Below are 23,760 nucleotides of genomic sequence, written 5' to 3'. Positions count from 1 at the left end.
GAGTTCATATGCAAGCCCGCATGCAATCATCGCGCGCTTCCTTCCATTGCTGCAGGGAGGCTCATGTCCTCGATCTCCCCCAAATGCAGGCAGCAGATCCGGCTGTGCACCGCGCACGACGGCGCGCGCATCGCGTACGCGACCTACGGCAGCGGACCGCCCATCGTCAAGGCCGCGAACTGGCTGAGCCATCTGGAGTTCGATCTCGCGAGCCCCGTCTGGAGCCACATGATCGCGGAGATGTGCCGCGAGCACACGCTGATCCGCTACGACCAGCGCGGCTGCGGGCTGTCGGATCACGACGTCGACGATATTTCATTCGACGCCTGGAAGCACGATCTGATCGCCGTCGTCGATGCAAGCGGTGTCGACCGCTTTGCGCTACTCGGCATTTCGCAAGGCGCGTCGATTGCCATTACGTATGCCGTCGCGTTTCCGGAGCGCGTCACGCATCTTATTCTCCACGGGGGCTACGCGCGCGGACGGCTGGTGCGCTCGCACACCGAACAGGCGCGCGACGAAGCGGAAACGCTCGCCAAGCTCGCCGAAATCGGCTGGGGCCAGCAAAATCCCGCGTTCCGCCAGTTCTTCACCACGCAATTCATCCCGGGCGGCACACCGCAACAGCATCACTGGTTCAACGAACTCGAACGCATTTCCACGACGCCGCATAACGCTGCACGCATCATGCGCGTTTTTAACAGCATCGACGTGGTCGATCTGCTGCCGCACGTGCAATGTCCGACGCTCGTGATGCACGCGGTGCGCGACGCGCGCGTGCCCTTCGAAGAAAGCCGCCTGCTCGCGAGCCGGATTCCCAATGCGCGCTTCGTGCCGCTTGAAAGCGACAATCATCTGACGCTCGAATGCGAGAGCGCGTGGCAGCGCTGGCGCGATGAAGTGCGCGCGTTCCTGCCTCCCGCACGACACGACGACCCTGTGTTTTCAGCACTTACTCGACGCGAACGCGAGATCGTCGAACTGATCGCAAGCGGCCGCGACAACGCGCAGATCGCCGCGCGGCTCGGCTTGTCGGAGAAGACGGTGCGCAATCACATCACCAACATCTTCGCGAAGCTCGAAGTGGAAAGCCGCGCACAGGCCATCGTGATGGCGCGCAAGGCGGGCTTCGACGCGCCCGCTGCATGAGCGCCGCATGAGCGCGGCCCGATAGAGCATTCATTCCACACAGGGCGCATGTCCCGGCTTTTTCCCGGCTTTGTGCAGCGCTCATCGGTGTATCGGGACTCGCGTCTCATGCCCGATGACATGCCCGTACGCAGACTGTTCATCAGCGTTTCGCTCAGTCATGCAGCACGTCACGGCGCAGCGCTTTCAGTCGGCGCCGTCTCCGCCCGTTCTTCTTTCGGCGCTCCCCACCGCAATCCCCATTGCCTCATCGCAAGCACAGCCCACCTCAGCTTGAGCGCCGGGGCCGAAGTCACAGGAGTTCAGAGATGCAAGCTGTAGAGTACCAATTGCCTTCCCATCGCTACGCCAAATGCGTCGAAGTGTCCAAGCGAATCCGCTGGGATATCGACAACGACGTGATCCGCGGACGCACCTTCGACATCAACCAGAAGTTCCTGCCGGACGGGCTTTCGCAGGTGTATCGCCTGCCGTTCCTGAACGACGCCGAACGCCGTTTCTATTCACAGGTTCAGGGCCGCACCTACGCGAACATGTTCAGGCTCGTCGAACGCTTCATCGGTGCAAAGATGCTCGAACTGGGCCGCGATCACGCACTGGGCGATCAGATCGCACTCGAAGCCGTCGTGCGGCTCACCGACGAAGAACTGAAGCATCAGGAGCTGTTTCGCCGCATCGAACTGCTTGCGGGCGCGGACATGCCCGCGGGCTATCGCTTCCTGCCCGACGCCGACGATATCGCCACGTTCGTGCTCGGCAAGTCGACATGGGGGATTCTCGCGCTGACGTGCTTCATTGAAATCTTCTCGCAGGTGCATTACCGCCAGAGCATCGAGGCGGACGATACGCTGTCGCCGCTCTTCAAGGACGTGTTCATGTACCACTGGAAAGAAGAGTCGCAGCACGCGATCATCGACGAACTCGAATGGATGCGCGAGGACGCGAAGCTCGGCAAGCATGAGCGCGATGCCGCTGTCGACGATCTGATCGCGCTGGTAGCGGGCGTCGACGGCGTAGTGCAGATGCAGGCGAAGGAAGACGCCGCGTACTTCTGCGAGCACATGGAACGCACGCTGCTGCATTCGGAAATCGCCGACGTGCAGGCCGCGATGCTCGACGCGTACCGCTGGCAGTACATTGTTTCAGGCGTCGAAGAGCCGCGCTTCCGCTCGCTGCTCTCCAGCATGGTCGACGACGCGCAAGGCGAGCGCATCTTCGCCGCGCTCGCGCCGATCATGAAGCCGACTCTGGACCGGCCAACGCTGCCTCTCGTCTGAACATACGCAGCGGCACACAAGCGGCGGGCGCTATCACGCGCTCGCCGTTTTTCATTCGACGCCCGCCTGAACCGACGCCGCGATTTGCCCGCTGCAGCCGATGTGCGACACTACGCACGACAATGGCAGCGCTGCCGCAAACGGCATATGAAGGTTCCCTACCGATACCTGTCCGCGATGGTCGTCAATCTCGCGCTGCCGTGGCTCGCGTACCGGCTCGCGCTGCCGCATTGGGGCACGACGGGCGCGCTCGCGGCATCGGCCGCACCGCTCGTCGCGTGGATCGTATGGGATCTGTATCACTCGCGACACTTCGATGCGCTGACCGCAATCGTGCTGGCGGGCATTCTGCCGCTGCTCGCGTGGGCACTGATCGATCGCGGCGAAAACCGGCGTGCGTTCGAAGATCCCATGGTGTCGGGCGTGATCGGCATCACGTTTCTGCTGTCGCTGCCGTTGCGCAAGCCGATGGTCTACTACCTCGCGCGCTCGACGACATCGCGCGAATCGCGCGAAAGCCTCGAACAGTTCGAGCTTCACTATCGCGAGCGTCCCGAACTGGTCGCGATGATCCGCCGGATGACGGTGATCTGGGGCATTGGCCTCACGGCTGAAAATGTCGCGCGTTACTGGGTCGTGTCGACATTGAGCGACACGGAACTGGCCGTGCATATCTCGACGGCGCTGCGCTGGCTCGTCTATGGCTCGCTCACGCTGTGGACGATCTGGACGCGCCGCCGCATGAAGCGTATCGCCGCTACAAGAAAAATGGAGTCAGCATGAAAGAACGGCTGTTGATCGCCGACGTGCGGATGCCGGACGGCATGCGTGTGGATGTATCGGTCGTCGAAGGCAAGATCGATGCGATCGGCCCTGATTTACGAGCTGAAAACACCGTTGCGCGTGAAAACGGCAACGGCGCGCTGTTGCTGCCGGGTTTCGTCGAAGGCCACACGCATCTCGACAAGACGATGTGGGGCATGCGCTGGTATTGCAACTCAGTGGGACCGAAGCTCACCGACCGCATCGAAAACGAACGGCGTTTTCGCGCGGAGAGCGGACACGATGCGGCTGCGGCGTCGCTCGCTCTCGCGCGTGCCTTCCTGCAAATGGGCACCACGCGTTTGCGCAGCCATGTCGACATCGACACGGATGCCGGCCTCAAACACCTCGAAGGCGTGCTGAAGACGCGCGACACGCTGCGCGACGTGCTCGACATGCAGACGGTTGCGTTTCCCCAGTCGGGCATGCTCAAACGTGAGGGCACCGTCAGCTTGCTCGACGACGCGTTGCATGCAGGCGCCGATGTGCTCGGCGCGCTGGATCCCGCGCTGATCGACGGCGATCCCGTGGCGTCGCTGAACGCGACCTTCGACCTCGCCTCGCGTCATCAGAAGCCGATCGATATCCATCTGCACGAACCTGCCGAAATCGGCGCATTCACGATGAACCTTCTGCTCGATCGTGTCGAAGCGCTCGGCATGCAGGGACGCGTCGTGATCAGCCATGCGTTCTGCCTCGGCGCACTGCCGCCGCGCGAACGCGATCCCCTGCTGGAACGGCTTGCGCAACTGAACGTCGCGCTGCTCACCACAGCGCCTGCTTCCGTGCCCGTGCCGCCGCTCGCCGTGTGCATCGAAAAAGGCGTCACGCTGTTCGGCGGCAACGACGGCATCCGCGATACGTGGAATCCGTTCGGCTCGCCTGACATGCTGGAGCGCGCGGCTCAGATCGCGATGCGCTATGACCTGCGCCGCGACGACGCGATCGCCATGGCGTTCGATTGCGTGAGCGATGCAGCCGCTCGTGGCTGCGGCTTCGCAGATTACGGGCTGCATGCGGGCGCACGCGCGGACCTCGTGCTCGTCGACGCGGAAACCGTCGCGCATGCAGTTGCCGCACGGCCCGTACGAAAGCTGGTCGTCGCGAATGGCCGCGTCGTTGCTCGCAATGGCAGGCTGATCGAAGACCTGTGAACGAAAAAAAGCCCCGGCACGTGAACGATGCCGGGGCGAAGCTTTGCGCTGTCTTTTACGTCATGCGTGGGCTCTTCACGACGCCGCCATCACGGGCGTCACGGCAGCGGGATCGCTGATGCTCGTCTTGCCCGTTTCGACGTGACCGGCGAGGCGGCGCTGGAACGACGCATCATCGTTGTCGCTCACCGTCAGGTCGTACCAGTGATGGCTCGCCGACAGCACCCACGCCTCTTCGACCGATGCGCCCGGCGCCACGATCACGGGACGCGGATGCGCACCATACGCGTTGTCCACCACCGACAGCCGCGCAACGCTGTCGCCATGATTCGTGAACTTCAGGTACACGTTGCCGTTGCCGACGTCGTAATGCGTCTTCACTTCGGGCAGCGCGGGCTTGCGGTTATGCCTCGACTGAGCCGCGTCGACCTGATTGCTCGACGACTGTCCGAGCACATTGCCCGCGAAATTGCGCACGAACCCGTTCGGGCCGTAGACAGTGAACGCATACACGCCGTCCGTCGACGACAGATTGAACACGTCCTTCAGCGTTTTGCCCGCTTCCACCGTATAGCGCCACGGACCGTCCGTCCGATTGGTCGAGTACACGTAGAAGTGCGCGCCCTGATCGCCCGTGTTGCCGATTTCGATTGTCAGCGAGTTCGCTTTCTGATCGACCTTGCCATTCACATGCAACTCATACGGCAACGCGCGCGCGAAACGGATACCCGATTCCTGCGGATCGAACGGTCCCGGCACGGCGGGCACCGTCGGCGCGGGCTGCGTCGCGCACTGGTTGTCAGCCATGCTCTTGTAGTTGCTCGTGTCCGGCAGCGGCGGCATCTTCGCGTCGGGCGTGCGGAAATCGAAGGCCGTCGTGAGATCGCCGCACACCGCGCGGCGCCACGCCGTGATGTTCGGCTCATGCACGCCGAAGCGCGATTCGATGAAGCGGATCACCGACGTGTGATCGAACACCTGCGAGCACACGAAGCCGCCCTTCGTCCACGGCGACACGATCGTCATCGGCACGCGCGGTCCGAGACCGTACGGCAGATTGTCAGCCGTGTAGCTGCCGCCGCGAGCGGGATTGACGACGTTGTGAATCTCGCCGTCCGTCGTCACGGTGGACAGGCCCTGCGCGCGCGACGTGGCCGGCTGCGGCGGCACGATGTGATCGAAGAAACCGTCATTCTCGTCGTACATGATGAAGAGCACCGTCTTGCTCCACACCTCGGGGTTCGACGTGAGCGCATCGAGAATCTGCGACGTGTATTCCGCGCCATAGGCGGGCGTGTACTTCGGGTGCTCCGAGTAGGCGGCGGGCGGACACAGCCACGACACTTGCGGCAGACGGTTGGCCTGCACGTCGGCCTTCAGGTCGTCGATCGTGCGTACCGTCTGCGCGCGCTGGAATAGCGACGAACCCGGCTGCGCGTTGATGAAGTTCTCGAAGTTCTGCAGGATGTTCGTGCCGTAGTTGCCGTTCAGCGGGTCCGAGCCGTCCGTGCCCTGCTGATAGATCTGCCACGAAATGCCGGCCGCTTCGAGGCGTTCCGGATAGGTCGTCCACGACAGCAGCTGATACTTCGGCGGCACGTCGCCGTCGACGAAATCGTTGTTATCGAGCAGCGGCCCGCCCTTGGTGCCCGTCGGATCGACCATGCCTGTCATCAGATACGAGCGGTTCGGGTGCGTCGGCCCCGGCATCGAGCAGAAGTACGCGTCGCAAATCGTGAACGCATCGGCCAGCGCGTAATGGAACGGAATGTCCGAGCGCAGGTGATAGCCCATCGTCATGTCCGTCTTGTTCGCGGGCCACTGGTCGTAGCGGCCGGCATCGATCGCGCCGTGCGTCTTGTACCACGAGTGATCCAGATCGCCGACGCACTGTGCGCTCGTCGTCTGCGTATTCAGATGAAACGGCAGCACGGGCCGGGTCGCATCGGCTTTCGACGGCTGATACCAGACGGGCTTGCCGTTCGGCAGTGGAATCGGAAAGCGGTCGTTATAGCCGCGCACGCCGCGCATATGGCCGAAGTAGTGATCGAACGACCGGTTCTCCTGCATGAACACGACAATGTGCTCAACGTCACGGATCGAGCCCGTGCGCGAATTCGCGGGCACGGCGAGCGCATTGCGGATCGATTCCGGCAGCATCGTCACGGCGGCGGCGGCGCCTGCGGACGTTGCAGCGGTTTTCAGAAAACGGCGACGGCTATCGGATGTCATGATGTTATTGCCTTCTTCTCTGGGGGAAAGGAATTAACAACGGAATAACCGCGCGCATTCACGCGCGTTCTTTGTTTCTTTCGTTATTGCGTGAACCTCGATTCAATGGCTGTCGTCGCCCGGTGCATAGCGAAGAACGGGCGCAACCTGCTGGCTGTCGGCGGCAAGGCTCGCCTGCGCGCTGAGAATCGCGGCGCCATCCTGGGCGTGATCCAGGCCGCTGTCCTGCGCGTTGCGTGCGGCACTCATGCCGTTCGCGGACGGCGTATTGAATGCGTTGGCCGTGCTGCCCGCCGTGCCGGATTGCAACGGCGACGCAGGTGCCGAGATGGAAGCGTTCAGTGCGGAAGGCGCGCCGTTACTGGCTTGCGACGCATCCGGCGGCGTGTTGCCGACCGTCGCGGCATCGTCCGGCCCGCAGGCGGCGAGCACGAACGATGCAAGTGCAACGATTGCGCCCACGCGCAAAGAAGAGAGAGGAAGTCCGTTCATTCGAGCATCCTGATTCCAGCGCCATACAACCGATGACGGCCCGCTAAAGAAGGCAGGCCGTCGCTGGAAACGCAGTCTGAAGTCGAATGAAGAAATTATTGTGAAACGTTTGCAAAGGCAAAGAAATACCTTGAAACATCCTTTATCGGAAAGCCATCAGAAAGCGAAAAGAAACACGAAAGTCATCGTGCAATTGCGCTTAAAAGCGTGTCGGCATTAAGTGCCGTCTTTCTCTCGTTGTGTTGCGCAAGAACGGCATATTCGACCGGCGGCGCTTCGCGTGGCGCAGTCGTCTGCGCCGCGAATGGCTTGCCGCGCGCGAACTCGACGCAACACTTCGCCAGCACGTCCGTCGGATCGACGAGATGCGCAGTGCGCCCGTTGCGCGTCACCGAGGCCGCTTGCGGAAACAGAAGCGGCAACTCCGTGCAGGCGAGCAGGATGACTTCGACTTGCTGGAATAAAAGGCTCTCCACGGCGGCAATGATGTCGTCGACGCATTCGCCGTTCGTGAAGCCGGCTTTCACGCCGCATCCGCCGTAGATCGCGTTCGTCACACGCGCCTGCAATGCAGGCGGCGGCAAGACCTCTGCCATGCCGCGCGCTTCGAGCGCCTTGCGATAAACGCCGCTTGCAATCGTCCCGTTCGTGGCGAGCACACCAATGCGGTCCACGTCAGGAAACGCCGCGCGCAGATAATCGGCCGTCACGTTCATCATGTTGACGATGGGGATACGCAAACGCGCTTCGATGGGTGCGATGAACGCATGCGCGGTGTTGCACGGAATCGCGATGAAATCGGCGCCGCTGTTTTCGAGCTTTCGACATGTCGCGTACAACGCGAGCGTCGGGTCCGTGCCCTTGCCTGTCAGATAGTCGGTGCGATCGGGAATTTGCGGATTCTGTTCGACGACGACCTTGATGTGATCCTGATCCCGAACGGCGGGCGTATTGCGCACCACCTTGTGCAGGAAGTCGACGGTCGCGGCGGGCCCGACGCCACCGACCACGCCGAGCTTGATCTGCCGTGCAGGCTGAAGCGCATCCGCATCGAGCAGACGTTGCGCGTACACCGAGAAGGAATCGACGACGGGCACGGCGACCTCGCCGACACGCCGCCATGACAACGCGCTATCCGTGCTGCCCGGCAGCAGCACATCGACGCCCTGCGCGACCAGCCATTCGCACGCGGCACGCAACGCGCCGACACTTTCGAGGCCGACGCTCACGACTTCGATGCACGCACGCTCGCCATAGCGCTCGAACAGGCGGCGTTCGCACAGCATCGGCGAGGTCAGCACGCCAACCCGCCGCGCGAGCGGATGACGTTGCCGGATATGCGCGAACAACGCGGCAATCATGTCGACGATCACGACTCGCGTGTTCTGCTGCAATTCGTCGATGAAGAGATGACTCTCGAAGCACGGCAGCGCGACGGCAGGCACACCGCGCTGCTCGAAATCGCATATCGCGTCGAATATGCGCAACAGGTGTCCGGCGGAACCGGGGAAACAGAAATCCGCTTCACGGCGCTCGCTATTCAAGGCGCGTTCGACGCCGATATTCAAGGGTTGAAACGTTCGGGCCGTGGCATTGGCCTCATGCATTTTGCGCAGCACATCGACGCACGCCAGACGCGCGGTGCCGCCGACCATGCCGAGCGCACGCCGTCCCATCACAGACGATGTATTCATAGTCCCTCGCTTGCAGTCTTGCTTGAAGTCTTATTGAATGCGCGAATTCGGGCGGCCTTGACGTGCGTGCGGCCGGCGCTTTGCATCGAATCCGTAATTGCGGCGCCGATCAGAATATAAATCCGAATGGCGATTTATGTCGCATGAATAAAGCGGCAAGCCGCCCGATAAACAACAGCCTGCCGTTTATTCAAATTCTTTAACGCGCGCCAATGTGTTCTTTTCGCTGGTTAACCCTGAGAGACGCGGAAATTGTTAATTAACGATGATTGATGCGGTTGAGAACAGTATTCACGCGAGGTCGAACCCGGGCGTTTCGGGTCCGCCCCTTGCTGGACACGCTGCCTTGGGGAAGCAATATAACGACGACTGCACGGGACCAGTCCACAAGGAGACCCGCAACGATGGCAACCAGAAACCCGCACGACAGCGACGACGAGTTGCAATGGCGCCCGATCGGCACGCACATGACTGATAACCGGCGCGTGCTGGTCGTCGACGACTACGCCGATGCTGCCGATGCATTGCAATTGCTGCTGTTCGCGAACGGCTTCGAATGCCGCGCGATGCATGGCGCCGAAGACGTCTGCGAACTCGCATCCGAATGGCAGCCATTCGCCGTCGTGCTCGACATTGCGATGCCGGGCGTCGACGGACTCGAACTCGCACGCCGTTTGCGCGCGAACGGGTCCACCTCGCATATGCTGCTGATCGCGTGCACGGGCTACGCGTCGCAACTCGACCGCGAACGGGCGCGCGAAGCAGGCTTCGATGCGCATTGCGCAAAACCGCTCACGCCCCAACGTCTTCTCGAACTCCTGAAGCGAGCCACCTCCGACGATGCCTGACGCGCGTGTAATTCATACATGCGAAGCCGCGTAGCGTGAGCCGCTCCATACCGACACGGACTGATCGAACAGTCCGCCGCGCAATGCGAGAAGTCAGCGAGCCGGGCAGGCACGCGAACTGCTGTCACATCGTCAGTCCTTGCCGCTAAAGGGTTTAACCCGGTTTAACCCGATGAACGGCGACGGCGAAGCGCCAAAGGGAGGAGCTCGCCGAAGGGCCTCGCGTAGACAGACAGGAGAACGATGATGCATAGAAGAAAATTCATACTCAGCACCAGCGCCGCGCTCGCCGCGGGCGGCCTCGCCCTTTCGGGCTGCACGATGACGGGCTCGCATTCCACGACGAACGCCAGCAATGCGGACAAGCGCCGCGCCATCGATTCGAGTGTCGACGAAACGCTCTCGCGTCTCTACACGACGGCGCACGGGTCGCGCGAACTCGTCGCGAAAGCGCGTGGCGTGCTGGTGTTCCCGTCGGTCGTGCAGGCGGGTTTCTGGATCGGCGGGCAATATGGCCAGGGGTCGCTGCGCGTCGGCGGGCAAACGGTGGGTTACTACAGCACGGCAGCAGGTTCGTTCGGCCTGCAGATCGGCGCACAGTCGAAGGGCGTGGTCTTCCTGTTCATGACGCAGGACGCGCTTGACCAGTTCCGCAACAGCAATGGCTGGTCCGTGGGTGGCGATGCGACCGTCGCGCTCGTGAAGGTGGGCGCGAACGGCAACATCGATACGACAACGGCAACGAAGCCGGTCCAGGCATTCGTGCTGACCAACGCCGGACTGATGGCGGGCGTATCGCTGGAAGGCGCGAAGATTTCGCGGCTCGATATCTGAGCGCGTTGCCGATCTGCCCGTGGGGCACACGCCCCACGGGCAGAGATCGCATGCATCGCTCGGCGCGAACGCACGTGCCAATTTAAAGCGTCCGTGTAAAAGCAGCTGTTTTTCCCGGCGCGTCTTACATTCGCGCGCGAGACCTCATTTAGCGCGCGCGCATTCACCAAGTTGACGCATTTCATCCTCTACAGTGCTTTATGCACAGCAGCAAAGCCTCGCGTAAAGATCTGAAGAAATCCGCGCGCCGCATCACAGCGGCTTCGCGGTAACGCATGCATTTGGCACACCGCTTGCTGTTCATCGAAGCCGTCCGTCCCTCGCCTCTCGCCGACCCGATCCGCCTTGCGAATCGCGCCAGCCATTTTGCGGCGGCTTTTCAAGCGTCTTTCTCGATCTACTCTTTCACCAGGAGTCATTACTTTGACGCTGAACGTCCTTCTCGTCGCCTCGGAGGCGGTGCCGCTGGCGAAGTCCGGCGGTCTGGGCGATATGGTGAGTGCGTACGCCGCAGCGTTGCGCGATGCTGGCGTCGATTCGACCATTCTGTTGCCCGCGTACCCTTCGGCGCTTGAACGCGCCGTCGGCGTGACGCCCATTTGCCGCATCGGCGGACTGCCGGGCGGCGACGCGCGCCTGTTGCGCGCGCACATGCCCGACACGGGCGTGGCCGTTCTGCTGCTGCAAATGGATCATCTGTTCAAGCGGGACAATCTCTATCAGGACGAACAGGGCCGCGACTATCTCGACAACGCAATCCGCTTCGCGTCGCTGTCGGCTGCCGCCACGCGTATCGCACGCGGTGTGCGCGGCGTGCAGAAGCCCGACATCGTCCACGCGCACGACTGGCACACGGGGCTCACGCCGCTTCTGATGAAGCTCGCAGGTGTCGCCGCGAAAAGCGTGTTCACCGTGCACAATCTCGCGTTCCAGGGCAACTATCCGCTCGCGCTCGGCAGCTGGATGGGCGTGCCGCCCGAACTGCTCGCGCCTGCGCTGACAGACGCGCGCAGCATCGAGTTCTATGGCGCGCTCAGCATGATGAAGGCGGGCATCGTGCACGCGCATCAGGTCGTGACGGTCAGCGAAAATTACGCGCGCGAAATCCTCACGCCGCATTTCGGGCATCTGATGGATGGCGTGCTGCAGGCGTGCTCGCACAAGCTGTCAGGTATCACCAACGGCATCGACATCGATACGTGGAATCCCGCTGCCGATCCGCTGATCGCCCGCGCCTATTCCGCCGACGATGTGCGCGGCAAGCAGACCTGCAAGCGCGAACTGCAACAGACATTCGGTTTGACCGTCGATCCGTTCGCGCCCGTCGTCGCGATCGGCAGCCGCCTGACGTCGCAAAAGCTCGCCGACGTCGTGGCGGAAGCGCTGCCCGCGATACTCGCGCGCCATCCCCGTCTTCAGGTGGCGATTCTCGGCAAGGGCGAGGCTTATCTGGAAGCCGCGATGCGCGATCTCGCGGCTGCATGGCCGCAGCGCGTCGGCGTGCATATCGGTTACGACGAGCGGCGCGCGCACATGCTGCATGCAGGCGCCGACCTGCTGCTGCACGCGAGCCGCTTCGAGCCATGCGGCCTCACGCAGCTGTATGCGCTGCGTTACGGCACGATTCCCGTCGCGTCGCGCGTGGGCGGACTGCACGATACGATCGTCGATTACACGCCGGAACGTTCGCCCGAACTCGGCCTGCCCGAAGACGGCGCAACCGGTTTTCTGTTCGACGGCGAAACGGCCGACGACATCGCCGCGGCCTTGCAGCGCGCGCTTGATGCCTTCATGCGGCCGTCGTCATGGCACGCGTTGCAGCGCAATGCGATGCAGTGCGACTTCAGCTGGCGCAAACCGGTGCAGGCGTATCTGACACTCTACGGTGCGTTGACGGATGCACGTCCGGCGCAACCGCGCGTCGACGTGGACCGCGTCGCGGTCAGTTCGGCGCAGCGCCGCGCGAATACGGGCAATGCAGCGAATGCACAGGCTGCATGGGGCCACGCAGCATCGCAGGAGAATGTCGCGCGCAGCGCTTGATCCGCTTCACGCGCACATCGTCTGCGAACCCGGATGGGAAACGGACCTCTTCATCAGAAGAGGTCCGTTTTTCTTTCTACTTCCGCTACTTCCTCTCGGGTCCGCCACTACACCTTCAACGTCATCCTTCTCACTGCGTCAGCCGCTCTTCGAGCCGCTGGAAGATGCGCTTCGTCTCGCCCTTCGCATGCAACGCGAACAGCAGCAGCGACCGCCCCGTCACCTGATACACATCGCCCGATTCGAAATCGGGCAACTCGTCGCGCTCAGGCGCGTTCGTATCGATCATGCAGTTCCACTGATCGCTGCCCGGAATCTCGGGCAGCGTGAACTCGACGACATCGTGATACGCATTGACGACCAGCAGCAGCGTCGCATCCGAAGCCGGACGCCGGATGCCGCTCGCCTGCGCGCGACCGTCGATCACGAGGCCGAAGCAGCGCATCGCGGTATCGGTCCATTGCTCGTCATTCAACTCGACGCCCGCCGGACTCAGCCACTTGACGTCCTTCACGCCGATGTCCTCGCGCATTTCGCCCGTGAGAAAGCGGTTGCGCCGCAGCACGGGCAGCGCGTGACGCAACGTCGTCAGCTTGCGCACGAACTCGGCGAGCGCGCGCCCGTTATCATCAATACCTGTCCAGTCGACCCAGCTGATTTCGTTGTCCTGGCAATACGCGTTGTTGTTGCCCTTCTGCGTGCGGCCGAATTCGTCGCCGGCGAGCACCATCGGCGTGCCTTGCGAAAACAGCAGCGTCGCGAGCAGGTTGCGCTTCTGACGCTCGCGCAACGCGATCACGTCGGCATCGTCGGTCGGCCCTTCGACGTCGCAATTCCACGAGCGGTTATCGCTATGCCCGTCGTTGTTGTCCTCGCCGTTCGCCTCGTTGTGACGCTCGTTGTACGACACGAGATCGTTCAGCGTGAAGCCGTCGTGCGCGGTGATGAAGTTCACGCTCGCCCACGGCCGCCGGCCGCGCCGGTTGAAGAAGTCGCCCGATGCCGTCAGGCGCGTCGCGAGATCGGCGGCACAGGCTTCGTCGCCTTTCCAGAACGAGCGCACTGTGTCGCGAAAGCGGTCGTTCCATTCGGCCCAGCCTGGCGGGAAGCCGCCCACCTGATAGCCGCCCGGCCCGCAATCCCACGGCTCCGCGATCAGCTTCACGCTGGAGATGATGGGATCCTGGCGGCAGCTGTCGAGAAAGCCGCCGCCTTCGTCGAAACCGTACGGCTCGCGTCCGAGGATGGTTGCAAGATCGAAGCGAAAGCCGTCGACGTTCATCTCCGTCACCCAGTAACGCAGGCTGTCCGTCACCATCTGCAGCACGCGCGGATGCGACAGGTTCAGCGTGTTGCCCGTACCCGTGTCGTTGATGTAGTAGCGCGCCTCTTCGGGCATCAGCCGATAGTACGACGCGTTGTCGATGCCGCGAAACGACAGTGTCGGGCCGCGCTCGTTGCCTTCCGCCGTGTGGTTGTACACGACGTCGAGTATCAGTTCGAGACCGGCATCGTGCAGCCGGTCGATCATTTCCTTGAACTCGTCGATCGCACCGGGACCGCGTGCGAAGTAACGCGGATCGGCGGCGAAGAAGCCGATCGTGTTGTACCCCCAGTAGTTCGTCAGCCCCTTGTCGAGCAGCGTCTGATCGTTGACGAACGAATGCACGGGCAGCAGTTCGATGGTCGTTACGCCTATGCGCCGGATATGATCGATCACGGCCCTTTGTGCGAGCCCGTCGAAGGTGCCGCGCATTTTCTCGGGCACATCCGGATGCAGCTTCGTATAACCGCGCACGTGCGTCTCGTAGACGATCGTGCGATCCCACGGCACCCGGATGCGCGTGGGATGCGTCCAGTTGAAGGTCTGATCGACGACCTGACACTTCGGCATGAAGGCGGCGCTGTCGCGTTCGTCGAACGTGAGATCGTCTTGCTTTTCCAGCGTGTAGCCGAACAGCGACGGGTCCCAGCGTAACGATCCCACATGCGCCTTCGCATAGGGGTCGAGCAGGAGCTTGTTCGGATTGAAGCGATGACCCGCGTCGGGCTCGTACGGTCCATGCACGCGATAGCCGTACACGGTGCCCGGTTTCAAACCCGCCACGTGCACGTGCCACACTTCGTCGGTGTACTCGGGCAACTCGAGGCGCTCGAGTTCCTTCTCGCCCTTCTCGTCGAACAGACACAGTTCGACCCTGGTTGCATGCGCGGAAAACAGCGCGAAGTTGACGCCTCTGCCGTCCCAGGTTGCACCGAGCGGAAACGGCAAGCCCTCGGAGATGCGGGAATCGGTTGGCATGTCTGGGTTCCTCGGGAATGTACAACGTGGCGTGAACGGGCGCGCCGCATGCAGGATGTGCCATGCATCGGCGTGTACGAGTAGCAATCCATGTGCCTGACAGACGCACGCGAATGCCACAGCTCCCATTTGAAACCCGCTGCGCAGAACCCGCAGTGCCTATGCGAGAATGACGCGACCGTCACATGGAGAAAGCATGTCGAACGTTTCGGGCGTCAACGAACAGCACACAGCAGACATGGCGCGCGCAATGGTCGATTGTGCGCGCGAACCGATCCATATTCCCGGCCGAATCCAGCCACATGGTTTTCTTTTCTGCGTGACGGACGACGGCATCGTCATGCAGGCCAGTGCAAACGTCGCATTGCTCGCGCAAAAGCCGCTCGATGAGGTACTTGGCAAACCGTTGTCGGAAGTCCTTGGCGGAGCGGCCGCACCCGCCATTTCAGCACTTGCGTCGCTCGATACGGAAGGCGTGCCGCTCTATGTCGGCTCGATCGACGACCCGCGCGGCGCGGCGCAACATGAAGCACGGCCCTCTCCGCTCGCGATCGTCGTGCATCGCTATCAGCGGGTCGGTTTCGTCGAACTCGAACCGGCGCGCGGCACAACCGATGTGTTCTCGTCGATGTATCCGCTCGTGCGCACCTTCATCAACCGCTTGCAGGAAGTGCAGAGCGTCGCCGATCTCGCGGCGCTCGCCGCGCAGGAAGTGCAGCGCATCACGGGTTATGGACGCACGCTCGTGTACGACTTCGACGAGGAAGGCAATGGCCACGTGATCGCGGAAGCACTCGATGAAGGCTATCCGTCGTACATGGACCAGCGCTTCCCCGGTTCGGACATTCCGCCGCAAGCGCGCGCGCTGTATGTGCGCAACCGCATCCGGCTTATCGCCGACGCGAGCTATACGCCCGCGCCGCTCGTGCCCGCGCTGAATCCCGTCACCCACGCGCCAACCGATCTCACGTATGCGTCGCTGCGCAGCGTGTCCCCCGTGCATGTGCAGTACATGAAGAACATGGGGACGTGGTCGTCGATGTCGATGTCGATCGTCGTGCGCGGCAAGCTGTGGGGGCTGATTTCGTGTCATCACGCGAGCGCACGCGTGCCGCCGTTCGAAGTGCGCACCGCGTGCGAGCACATTGCGCAGGTGCTGTCGCTGCAGGTCGAAGCGAAAGAAGATCATGCGGAAGCCGAACACCGGCTCGAATTGCGCCTCCGCCAGTCGCGCCTGCTCGCGACGATGGCCAACACCGATCACTTCATCGACGCACTCGCGAACGATCCGCGCGAGCTGCTCGCGCTGACCAATTCGACGAGTGCAGCGATCGTGTTCGACGGGCGTATCGTGCCGATCGGCAACGCGCCTGATCGCGCCACGATCGAGCAGCTTGTTGCGTGGCTCGACACGCAAAGCGACGACATCTATTCGACTGACGACCTCGCGCAAGCATGGGGACGCGCGGCGAACCCGGAGCATGCGGGCATGCTCGCGCTGTCCATTTCGAAGCTGTTTCGCAACTACGTGATCTGGTTTCGCGCGGAAGTCGTGCGTACGCTGAAATGGGCAGGCGATCCGCGCGCGAAGCTATCGTCGCTGTCGGCTTCGCTGTCGCCGCGCAAGAGCTTCGAAACGTGGACGGAAACCGTGCGCGGGCGTTCGTCGCCGTGGCGTCAGGCCGAACTCGAAATCGCGGTCGAGTTTCGCACTGCATTGCTCGGCATCGTGCTGGGACGCGCGGAAGAACTCGCACAGCTTGCGCTGGAGCTGGGTCGCGCGAACGAGGAACTCGAAGGCTTTTCATATACGGTGTCGCACGATCTGCGCGCACCGCTGCGGCATATCGTCGGCTTCGCGGATCTGTTGCGCGAAATGGAGAGCGCGAAGCTCTCGGAGCGCGGCAAGCATTTCGTCGAACGGATCATGGGCGCCGCGCGATTCGGCGGCGAGCTCGTCGACGATCTGCTCGCGTTCTCGCAGATGGGGCGCGCCGCGCTGCGTCCTCAAGGCGTCGATCTGCGCGCGCTCGTGCAGACTCTGGTCGCCGACGAGCAGCGCAACGCGGGCGAGCGGCCCATCGACTGGCGCATCGGCGATCTGCCGCAGGTTACGGCAGACCCTGTGCTGCTGCACGTCGTGCTGTGGAACCTGATTGAGAATGCAGTAAAATTCAGCCGCCTTCATGACGATCCGAATGCGCCTGCCTTGATCGAGATTTCGAGCCGGCCCGGCGAAGGCGATCTTGCGGGGCAACGCGTGGTGTTCGTGCGCGACAACGGTGTCGGTTTCGACATGCGTTATGTCGACAAGCTGTTCGGCGTGTTCCAGCGGCTGCATCGGGCGGAAGAATTCGAGGGGACGGGTATCGGACTTGCGAGCGTACGGCGTATTGTCGAACGTCATGGCGGCAAAACTTGGGCCGAAGGCGAACTGGGCAAAGGCGCGACGATCTTCTTCTCGCTGCCGCTCACCTTTACGCCCGACGTGAATGCGCGCGACGAAAGCGCGACGGCGGCCGTGGCGCGGCTGGCCGCGTTGTCGCCGGGACAGCCGTTCAGGCCTGTGCCTAAGGAATCCAGTATGGATGCGGGGACGGAGACCCGAACATCAGATGGCGCGAACGACGCCAGGCGCGAATGACGCGCTCATGCCAACGAGGAACTACGCGTGCTTAGACCAATCTTGCTGGTGGAAGACAATGTCAACGACATCGAGTTGACGCTTATTGCGCTGGAGAAGTCGCGGCTTGCGAATCCTGTCGTGTCGATACGTGACGGCGCGGAGGCGCTCGATTATCTGCGGCGTGAAGGTCAGTATGCGGATCGCAAGGACGAGAATCCGGCTGTTATTCTGCTCGACAAGAAGTTGCCGAAGATCGATGGGCATGAAGTACTGAAGGCCGTACGGGCCGACGATAAGCTCAAGCGCATTCCTGTTGTGATGCTCACGTCTTCGCGTGAAGAGAAAGATCTGCTGCGCAGTTATGATCTTGGGGTCAATGCTTATGTCGTCAAGCCCGTTGAGTTTGATGATTTTATGGCTGCCATCAATGATCTGGGAATGTTTTGGGCGGTTTTGAATGAACCGCCGCCCTATCGGTGATTCTTTTTGTCTGCGACGCTAGTCGCTATTTTTGCTTTTTGTTTTTTTGCTTTTTGCTGGGGTGGCGTCCGCGATTTCGTATCGGTGCTTCACGCGTTGCCCCTGTGCGGGGCGGCACCTACTTTTCTTTGCAGCGGCAAAGAAAAGTAGGCAAAAGAAAGCCGCTCACACCGCCAATCCTTGTGTTTGCCTGCGGGCCCCCAACGGGTCCCGCACTCCAGACGGCAACGCACTATTTGTTGTGCTCGTTGCCAGCGCCTTTGACGGGCGCATCACCCTCTCCAGTCACCCGTAGCGAAGCCAGCGGCAGCTAATTGCCTGCGCCGCCCAGGTGGCAAACGGTGTGTAGGCTGTCGCGCCGTACGCGTTGGCGCTCCTACGACACCGATCCCGCTTTTGAGTCCGGAGTGGTGCATCTCCGTCGCGACAGCCTACACACAGTTTGCCACCTGGGCGGCCGTGGACTTCCTGGTAATGCGGCCTGTGGCACGGGAGTGTGAAGTAGGTGAGGCGTGAGTTAGTACGCTGGCAACGGGCGTCAGACAGTGCGATGTCGTGTGGAGTGCGGGACCCGTTGGGGGCCCGCAGGCAACTACCAGAACTGGCGGTGTTAGCCCGCTTTCTTTGCTTACTTTCTTTGCGGCGGCAAAGAAAGTAAGTGCCGCCCCGCACAGGGGCAACGCGTGAAGCACCGATACGAATTCGCGGACGCCCCCCAGCGAAAAGCAAAAAAACAAAAAGCAAAAAAACAAAAATGGCGACTAGCGTCGCAGACAAAAAAATCACCGATAAACCGGCAACGTCACAATAAACCAGGACCCGAGCCCTCTCCCAGGGCTTTCAGCCCGCACACTCCCGTGATGCAAATCAACGAGATGCTTAACAAGCCAAAGCCCGAGCCCAAGCCCTGCAACGCGCCCACCGCTTTCAGGATTAATCTGCCGAAACCGCTCGAAGATGCGGGCCAAACCATCGGGCTCGATCCCACACCCGGTATCCCGCACCATCAACTCGACCTGCTGACCTTTAACGGTCACACTAATCTCAACCTCGCCCTGCGCGCAAAACTTCACCGCATTCGATAAAAGATTCCACGCGACCTGCTTCATCCGGCTTTGATCGGCCATCACCACACAGGACGCCAGTTCGCCGACCACGAGCCGCAGTCCCTTCGTTTCCGCCGTCATGCGGATATCCTCGGCCACGTTGCCGGCCAGCGCGCCAAGATCGACAGGCTCCAGGCTCACCGAGAGCTTGCCCGTCGCAATCGCGCCGCTGTCGAGCAGATCATCGACCATATGCGACAACTGATGCGCATTGCGCTCGATCACCCCCGCCGCGCGCACGACATGTGAAGGATCGGCCGCGCGCTGCAATAGCGTCGTCCACGACAAAATCGCACCAAGCGGCGAACGCAATTCGTGACTCACGGCCGTGACGAAATGATCCATCGCGCGCGCCACTTCGTCGCTATGCTCCCGCGCGCGCTTCTCAGACTCGGCAATCGCACGCTGCTCGAGTTCGGCCTCCTTGCGCGACGTGATATCGAGCGTAAAACCGACGATCGCGTTCAGCGTATCAGCCGGTTGATAACGGCCAAGGCCGCGCAGCAGAATCCAGTGCACCGAGCGGTCCGGCCAGGTGACGCGGAACTCCACCTCGAAATGCTCGCGCTGTGCAAGCGCCCGACTCATCGCCTCGTTCACGCGCACGCGATCGGCTTCGTCGACCAGTTCGTCGAACAACAGCGTCTGCGTCAATACATCCGATGGCGCGACACCGAGATTCACCTTGCACTGCTCGGTGCCCTCGATCGCCCCCGTCGCGGGATCCAGTTCCCACGCGCCGACATGCGCAAACTCCAGCGCCTGGCGCAACTGCTCGCGGTGCACGCGCAGCTCCGCATTCGCCTCGTCGACCAGCACCTGACGCAGGCGCGCCTGCGAACGCAGCTTCGCGCGCTCGCGCTGATCGCGCTCGGTCACGGCAATCGAATCGCTGACATCCATCACGCACATGGCGATCATCGACGCGCGCCCTCCGCCACCGTCGATCGTCGACGTGCGCACCTGCCAGTAGCGTGGCGTCAGCTCGCCGTCGCTCGCGTTCGGCATCGGCGTGTCATAGCGGATCAACGGAGACAGACGGTTTTCGCCGGGTGCGAGTCCCGGCAGCATCGAATCGAGCCAGCTGCGCCGCAATTCGCGTTGCGATTGCGAGCCAAACTGGTTGATGTCGTAGATGGAACGGCCTCGAATGTCGGCCAGTGTGACGCCGTGCATCGCGCGATAACGCGCGTTGGCGAGCACGACTTCGAAACGCTCGTCGAGGATCAGCCAGGCATCCGGCAACAGTTCGAACACTTGCGTGGTGTCGACCGGCAACGCGGCGCGCGGTTGGCTGGTTAGTCTGTCCATGGACTTGCAGTCTACCCGAAAGGAAGTGAAACCATCCGGCCATCAGCCGACTCGCGCCCGTGTTCATGCGCGGCTCATGTCACGCTCATGCCATGCGACTGGAAAAATCGACAGCGCAGCGCGCCTAAACTTACAACGACGCGCCGGTTCGCTCCGACACGCGGTCGATTCCGCATCCACTCGCCATGCGCGCCGTTGCGCGACGCACATTGCGCGCCATCTCCCGCGAACCCCCGCCACGCCTGGCGGCCGCTCATGGGCCGTGATGCCGCGACGCGCGGAGCAAGACCGCGCGCACATGTCGGCGTCGTGCCTTCGATACGATTGGCACGGGTCATGCGTGCCGCAAAACCAATTCACGATGACGTTTTCGTCAGTTACCCGCCTGCCCCCTCTGCACCCAACTAGCCGGCTGCGAGAGCAAAAGCAATGCCTGTACACATGGATTCGAACGCCTTATCGGACAGCCGCCTCCCCACCATCCTGCTCATCGACGACGAGCCGGACCTCCTGATCGCGTGGGCTCTCCTGCTCGAACTGGAGGGCTTTCACGTGCTCACTGCCTTCGAGCCTCGCAAGGGCGTCGAGCTGGCGCAACGCGTGCACCCCGCGCTCGTCATCACGGATCTGATGATGCCGGGCATGGACGGCGCCGAAGTGTGCCGCAGACTCAAGAGCGATCCCGGCCTAGACGGCATGCCCGTGATCCTGTGGAGCGCCTCGCCCGACATTCCTGGCGATCTCGATTGCGAATGCACGCTGCACAAGCCAGTCGCGCGCGAGACCCTGCTAGGCCAGGTCGATCTGCTGCTGCGCCGGCCGCCTGGCGGAGCCGGACCGCTGCAAGGCGCGGGCGACGCGTCCCTCAGTTGAACACCGTTGAACACCGCTGAATGGCGCGCAAGCGCAGAGCCGCGTTAGCTGCGCAACTCGCCGAGTGCTTTCTGCGCGCCGCTGTCGGCATTGATGTCGACCGTCTGCGTCGCCGGAATCAATGCCAGCAGACGATCGAACGCGTCCCTTGCGCCGTCGCACGCACGCGCGATATCGCGCGGCGCGTGGACGTCCCGGCGCATCGCGTCGAGGAAGACTTTCCAGCGAGGCCCGGGCGGCACGCCGTCGCCGCTCATGTCGCCGCTCATGTCGCCGCTCAGATAGCGCAACGGATGCGGCGCCAGCATCTCGCGCAAACGCCGGTAAAGCACGGTCCCGCCCAGTTGCGATCCTTCGATCACGTAGCACGCGCCCCATCGATAGGCGGCATCGCCGGCATCGGACGGCGTAGTGTCGTCTCCAACCGTGTCGAACGTATCGTTCCGCACGCGCAACGAAGGATCGGCGAGATCGCTTTCGATCAACGGCATCCGCGCGACAAACGGCAACGCATGCTGCGGGCCGTCGTCGAAGCGCGCAAGCCATCGCTCCAGCGGCGCGAGCCACGCGGCAATCAGTTGCAGATGCAAGCGATAGTCATGCAAGGTCGGTGCATCCGCTGACAGCGGCATCGCCGAATCGATCAGCGCATGACGGCTGCCCGTCGCGCTGCGCAGCGCGGCAAGCACATCAAGGTTGGACGTGGAAAGCGGAGAAGGCACGCAAGGTTCCAGTGCAGGATGAATGGACCGCTCATTCTAATGGCTGCGCGCGCAACGGATCGCCTGCGCCGCACGCATCGAAGACAACATCAAATGAAACGGGCCGCGTCGCAACGCGGCCCTGCGGGCTTTGCCCGTCTGGTTTATACGCTCCCTGTGATCGAACCGCCGGGCGGCTCTACTCTGTGCGCCGTCTGATCAGTGATGATGCTTGCGGTTTTCGCGTTCGACGTCCTTGGCGGCTTCCTTCGCGTCGCCGTAGGATTTCTGCATTTCGCCGGCGCCCTGCTGCACGTCGCCCTTCAATTCCTGGCTGCGGTTGCCCGTTGCCTTGCCGACGGCCTCGTTGACCTTGCCCTTCATCTTCTCGGCAGTGCCCTTCACTTGATCCTTGTTCATGGCTGACTCCGTCTGGTTACGCCGACGCACGGTTGCGTCAGTCGATCAGATCCGAGCATTCGCTGTGCCTGGCTCACGCAGTCATCGTGAAGTGAAGCGCGCAGTCAGCCTCGCGGTCAGCCCACCGCCGGCGCGCGCATTTCGAGCACCCGCAGCTGTTCGTCCAGCTTGCGCGCGCGCGTCAGCTGCGAGGGCACGAGCCGCGCCGCCATGACCGCGTTGAGCCGGTTGCGCCAGTATGAAAGCGGAAAACGGTGTTCCGCAGAGATGTTTTTGAACACGCGCTCCAGATGCTGGAGTTCGCTTTCCAGTTGATAGTTGTCCATGGGTGGTCCCCTTTGTGTCTTGTTCCCGTCAGGAGGTCGATGCGTCGGCGCAGGGGGCATTTGAAACGGCCCATCGATACGCTGGCCGTCTTGCAGCACTTGCCATACCTGCAACCATTTCGCATCGCCTGACGGTCGACACGCCGTCCGGGGTTAGCGCTAAACGTAAGGCCGCTCGCGCATCCACTTCGTCATGATCCATTTCTCGCCGCTCGTGACAGGTGCGCCGCCGTGCAGCGTCAGCGGATCGAGCTGCCGTCGCCCGTTCATGTAGCGGAAGTAGATTGCGCCGCCTTGCCGCGCCATCACCGCGAGCCCCGCATCCGGAAAGACGGTTTCCCCGCCGCCATCGACGTCGCTCAGATAGACGATCAGCGTCGCCACACGCTGGCCGCCGCGCGACGTATGCAGCAGGCTGCCACCCTGGCCGGGCGGAAAGTAATCGAAGTGCGGACGGTATTCGCCGCCTTTCGTGTAGTGCAGAATCTGCAACCCTTCGCCATGCTCGAGCGGCCAGTTCATCAGGGCGGAGATACGGCGGTCCAGCCGCTCGATGAACGCGTCCTCGCAGCGCTGGAACCAGAAGCCTTCGCTGGTGCGCAGCTGGATCACATCCTCGCGGCCGTTCTCGGGATTGACGGTGGTCGAGCGTTTCAGCCGATGCCGTGCGCGCTCGATCAGCTCGTCGCATTCGTCGCGCGACAGCACGTCGTCGAACACGATCGCCTGCGGGCGTTCGAAGCGCACGCGAACGGCGACGTCGCGGTCGTGCGCGCGTACCGTGTTGCCCGCCGCGACGGGACACGCATCGTAGTGATAGGCACGCGTTTCGTCTTCCGTCGGCTTGTCGATGACGGCCGCCTGCGTGCCCGTCTCCGCGCGGTTTTCCGCGCGTTGCTCCGATGAAGCGCGGCGCACGATCTCGCCCGCCGCGTCGGCCTCGAAACCCGCCTGCACCATCGCCTCGACCATCGACTCGGGCGTGCACCCGCGGCTCACGTTCGTCGTGAGCCATTCCTGCCATGCCGCATCCACTTCGCGCATCACACCCTCGCTGCTTCGTTGCCGTG

At 62.5% G+C, this 23,760-nt stretch carries 20 protein-coding genes; 11 read left to right on the top strand and 9 right to left on the bottom strand.

The features are described from left to right. Positions 1–63: 63 nt before the first annotated feature. From FRZ40_RS45810 to FRZ40_RS28735, 4 genes are all read left to right on the top strand, one after another. Positions 64–1,149: an alpha/beta fold hydrolase gene (locus tag FRZ40_RS45810; RefSeq protein ID WP_028365419.1), complete on the top strand. Its 1,086-nt coding sequence runs from the start codon at positions 64–66 to the stop codon at positions 1,147–1,149. A gap of 308 nt (positions 1,150–1,457) precedes the next feature. Continuing rightward, positions 1,458–2,426 (top strand): hypothetical protein, encoded by a 969-nt coding sequence (locus tag FRZ40_RS28745; protein WP_028365420.1) that lies wholly within the window; start codon positions 1,458–1,460, stop codon positions 2,424–2,426. Positions 2,427–2,573: 147 nt separating this feature from the next. Then, on the top strand, positions 2,574–3,209 hold the full coding sequence (locus tag FRZ40_RS28740; protein WP_028365421.1) for a VC0807 family protein: 636 nt from the start codon (positions 2,574–2,576) through the stop codon (positions 3,207–3,209). Then, positions 3,206–4,402: an amidohydrolase family protein gene (locus FRZ40_RS28735; RefSeq protein ID WP_147236362.1), complete on the top strand. Its 1,197-nt coding sequence runs from the start codon at positions 3,206–3,208 to the stop codon at positions 4,400–4,402. The genes FRZ40_RS28740 and FRZ40_RS28735 overlap by 4 nt, the downstream gene beginning before the upstream one ends. A 75-nt stretch (positions 4,403–4,477) precedes the next feature. Here FRZ40_RS28735 and FRZ40_RS28730 read toward each other — a convergent pair whose 3' ends face one another. From FRZ40_RS28730 to cuyB, 3 genes are all read right to left on the bottom strand, one after another. Then, positions 4,478–6,634 (bottom strand): phosphocholine-specific phospholipase C, encoded by a 2,157-nt coding sequence (locus FRZ40_RS28730; RefSeq protein WP_147236361.1) that lies wholly within the window; start codon positions 6,632–6,634, stop codon positions 4,478–4,480. Between the two features lie 102 nt (positions 6,635–6,736). Then, the gene (locus FRZ40_RS28725; protein ID WP_147236360.1) at positions 6,737–7,126 is read right to left on the bottom strand and encodes a hypothetical protein; all 390 of its coding nucleotides are present in this window, start codon (positions 7,124–7,126) and stop codon (positions 6,737–6,739) included. Positions 7,127–7,308: 182 nt separating this feature from the next. Continuing rightward, positions 7,309–8,571, bottom strand: coding sequence for a cysteate racemase (gene cuyB, locus FRZ40_RS28720; protein WP_338048169.1), 1,263 nt, complete (start codon positions 8,569–8,571; stop codon positions 7,309–7,311). Here cuyB and FRZ40_RS46000 point away from each other — a divergent pair. From FRZ40_RS46000 to glgA, 4 genes are all read left to right on the top strand, one after another. After that, positions 8,536–8,940 carry a hypothetical protein gene (locus tag FRZ40_RS46000; RefSeq protein ID WP_338048168.1) on the top strand — a complete coding sequence of 135 codons (405 nt, stop codon included), beginning with the start codon at positions 8,536–8,538 and terminating at the stop codon, positions 8,938–8,940. The genes cuyB and FRZ40_RS46000 overlap by 36 nt on opposite strands. Before the next feature lie 284 nt (positions 8,941–9,224). Next, entirely contained in the window at positions 9,225–9,668 is a 444-nt protein-coding gene (locus tag FRZ40_RS28715; protein ID WP_028365426.1) for a response regulator, read from the top strand. 246 nt (positions 9,669–9,914) lie between these two features. Beyond that, the gene (locus FRZ40_RS28710) at positions 9,915–10,502 is read left to right on the top strand and encodes a BPSL1445 family SYLF domain-containing lipoprotein (protein WP_028365427.1); all 588 of its coding nucleotides are present in this window, start codon (positions 9,915–9,917) and stop codon (positions 10,500–10,502) included. Positions 10,503–10,925: 423 nt separating this feature from the next. Beyond that, positions 10,926–12,545: a glycogen synthase GlgA gene (gene glgA / locus FRZ40_RS28705; protein WP_147236358.1), complete on the top strand. Its 1,620-nt coding sequence runs from the start codon at positions 10,926–10,928 to the stop codon at positions 12,543–12,545. Positions 12,546–12,675: 130 nt separating this feature from the next. On the opposite strand, the gene glgX is transcribed toward glgA, so the two are convergent. Continuing rightward, complete coding sequence (gene glgX / locus FRZ40_RS28700; protein WP_147236357.1) at positions 12,676–14,847, bottom strand: glycogen debranching protein GlgX; 2,172 nt, start codon at positions 14,845–14,847, stop codon at positions 12,676–12,678. 196 nt (positions 14,848–15,043) lie between these two features. On the opposite strand from glgX, the gene FRZ40_RS28695 reads away from it, so the two are divergent. Beyond that, positions 15,044–17,491, top strand: coding sequence for an ATP-binding protein (locus FRZ40_RS28695; RefSeq protein ID WP_147236356.1), 2,448 nt, complete (start codon positions 15,044–15,046; stop codon positions 17,489–17,491). Between the two features lie 27 nt (positions 17,492–17,518). After that, positions 17,519–17,953 (top strand): response regulator, encoded by a 435-nt coding sequence (locus FRZ40_RS28690; RefSeq protein WP_028365431.1) that lies wholly within the window; start codon positions 17,519–17,521, stop codon positions 17,951–17,953. Between the two features lie 782 nt (positions 17,954–18,735). Here the strand turns inward: FRZ40_RS28690 and FRZ40_RS28685 are convergent. After that, positions 18,736–20,370, bottom strand: coding sequence for a PAS domain-containing sensor histidine kinase (locus tag FRZ40_RS28685; RefSeq protein WP_147236355.1), 1,635 nt, complete (start codon positions 20,368–20,370; stop codon positions 18,736–18,738). Positions 20,371–20,811: 441 nt separating this feature from the next. Here FRZ40_RS28685 and FRZ40_RS28680 point away from each other — a divergent pair, with 441 nt between their 5' ends. Continuing rightward, a complete protein-coding gene (locus FRZ40_RS28680) occupies positions 20,812–21,243 on the top strand; it encodes a response regulator (protein WP_028366436.1) in 432 nt (143 codons plus the stop codon). A gap of 44 nt (positions 21,244–21,287) precedes the next feature. Here the strand turns inward: FRZ40_RS28680 and FRZ40_RS28675 are convergent, their stop codons facing one another. The 4 genes from FRZ40_RS28675 to FRZ40_RS28660 all read right to left on the bottom strand — a co-directional run bounded on the left by FRZ40_RS28675 (position 21,288) and on the right by FRZ40_RS28660 (position 23,734). Then, a complete protein-coding gene (locus FRZ40_RS28675; RefSeq protein WP_147236354.1) occupies positions 21,288–21,965 on the bottom strand; it encodes a biliverdin-producing heme oxygenase in 678 nt (225 codons plus the stop codon). 198 nt (positions 21,966–22,163) lie between these two features. Further along, the gene (locus FRZ40_RS28670; protein ID WP_028366437.1) at positions 22,164–22,364 is read right to left on the bottom strand and encodes a CsbD family protein; all 201 of its coding nucleotides are present in this window, start codon (positions 22,362–22,364) and stop codon (positions 22,164–22,166) included. A gap of 116 nt (positions 22,365–22,480) precedes the next feature. Continuing rightward, positions 22,481–22,690 carry a hypothetical protein gene (locus tag FRZ40_RS28665; RefSeq protein WP_147236353.1) on the bottom strand — a complete coding sequence of 70 codons (210 nt, stop codon included), beginning with the start codon at positions 22,688–22,690 and terminating at the stop codon, positions 22,481–22,483. A gap of 159 nt (positions 22,691–22,849) precedes the next feature. Beyond that, on the bottom strand, positions 22,850–23,734 hold the full coding sequence (locus FRZ40_RS28660) for a 2OG-Fe(II) oxygenase (RefSeq protein ID WP_028366439.1): 885 nt from the start codon (positions 23,732–23,734) through the stop codon (positions 22,850–22,852). Positions 23,735–23,760 lie beyond the last annotated feature (26 nt).

This window comes from Paraburkholderia azotifigens, assembly GCF_007995085.1.
Taxonomy (GTDB): domain Bacteria; phylum Pseudomonadota; class Gammaproteobacteria; order Burkholderiales; family Burkholderiaceae; genus Paraburkholderia; species Paraburkholderia azotifigens.
This window is presented reverse-complemented; position numbering and strand designations above follow the sequence as displayed.

Excerpts from the sequence above, each read along its gene's own strand:
- FRZ40_RS45810 (WP_028365419.1), top strand. The coding sequence starts at position 64 with ATGTCCTCGATCTCCCCCAAATGCAGGCAGCAGATCCGGCTGTGCACC.
- FRZ40_RS28745 (WP_028365420.1), top strand. The coding sequence starts at position 1,458 with ATGCAAGCTGTAGAGTACCAATTGCCTTCCCATCGCTACGCCAAATGC.
- FRZ40_RS28740 (WP_028365421.1), top strand. The coding sequence starts at position 2,574 with ATGAAGGTTCCCTACCGATACCTGTCCGCGATGGTCGTCAATCTCGCG.
- FRZ40_RS28735 (WP_147236362.1), top strand. The coding sequence starts at position 3,206 with ATGAAAGAACGGCTGTTGATCGCCGACGTGCGGATGCCGGACGGCATG.
- FRZ40_RS28730 (WP_147236361.1), bottom strand. The coding sequence starts at position 6,634 with ATGACATCCGATAGCCGTCGCCGTTTTCTGAAAACCGCTGCAACGTCC.
- FRZ40_RS28725 (WP_147236360.1), bottom strand. The coding sequence starts at position 7,126 with ATGAACGGACTTCCTCTCTCTTCTTTGCGCGTGGGCGCAATCGTTGCA.
- FRZ40_RS46000 (WP_338048168.1), top strand. The coding sequence starts at position 8,536 with ATGACTCTCGAAGCACGGCAGCGCGACGGCAGGCACACCGCGCTGCTC.
- FRZ40_RS28715 (WP_028365426.1), top strand. The coding sequence starts at position 9,225 with ATGGCAACCAGAAACCCGCACGACAGCGACGACGAGTTGCAATGGCGC.
- FRZ40_RS28710 (WP_028365427.1), top strand. The coding sequence starts at position 9,915 with ATGCATAGAAGAAAATTCATACTCAGCACCAGCGCCGCGCTCGCCGCG.
- glgX (WP_147236357.1), bottom strand. The coding sequence starts at position 14,847 with ATGCCAACCGATTCCCGCATCTCCGAGGGCTTGCCGTTTCCGCTCGGT.
- FRZ40_RS28695 (WP_147236356.1), top strand. The coding sequence starts at position 15,044 with ATGTCGAACGTTTCGGGCGTCAACGAACAGCACACAGCAGACATGGCG.
- FRZ40_RS28685 (WP_147236355.1), bottom strand. The coding sequence starts at position 20,370 with ATGGACAGACTAACCAGCCAACCGCGCGCCGCGTTGCCGGTCGACACC.
- FRZ40_RS28680 (WP_028366436.1), top strand. The coding sequence starts at position 20,812 with ATGGATTCGAACGCCTTATCGGACAGCCGCCTCCCCACCATCCTGCTC.
- FRZ40_RS28670 (WP_028366437.1), bottom strand. The coding sequence starts at position 22,364 with ATGAACAAGGATCAAGTGAAGGGCACTGCCGAGAAGATGAAGGGCAAG.
- FRZ40_RS28665 (WP_147236353.1), bottom strand. The coding sequence starts at position 22,690 with ATGGACAACTATCAACTGGAAAGCGAACTCCAGCATCTGGAGCGCGTG.
- FRZ40_RS28660 (WP_028366439.1), bottom strand. The coding sequence starts at position 23,734 with ATGCGCGAAGTGGATGCGGCATGGCAGGAATGGCTCACGACGAACGTG.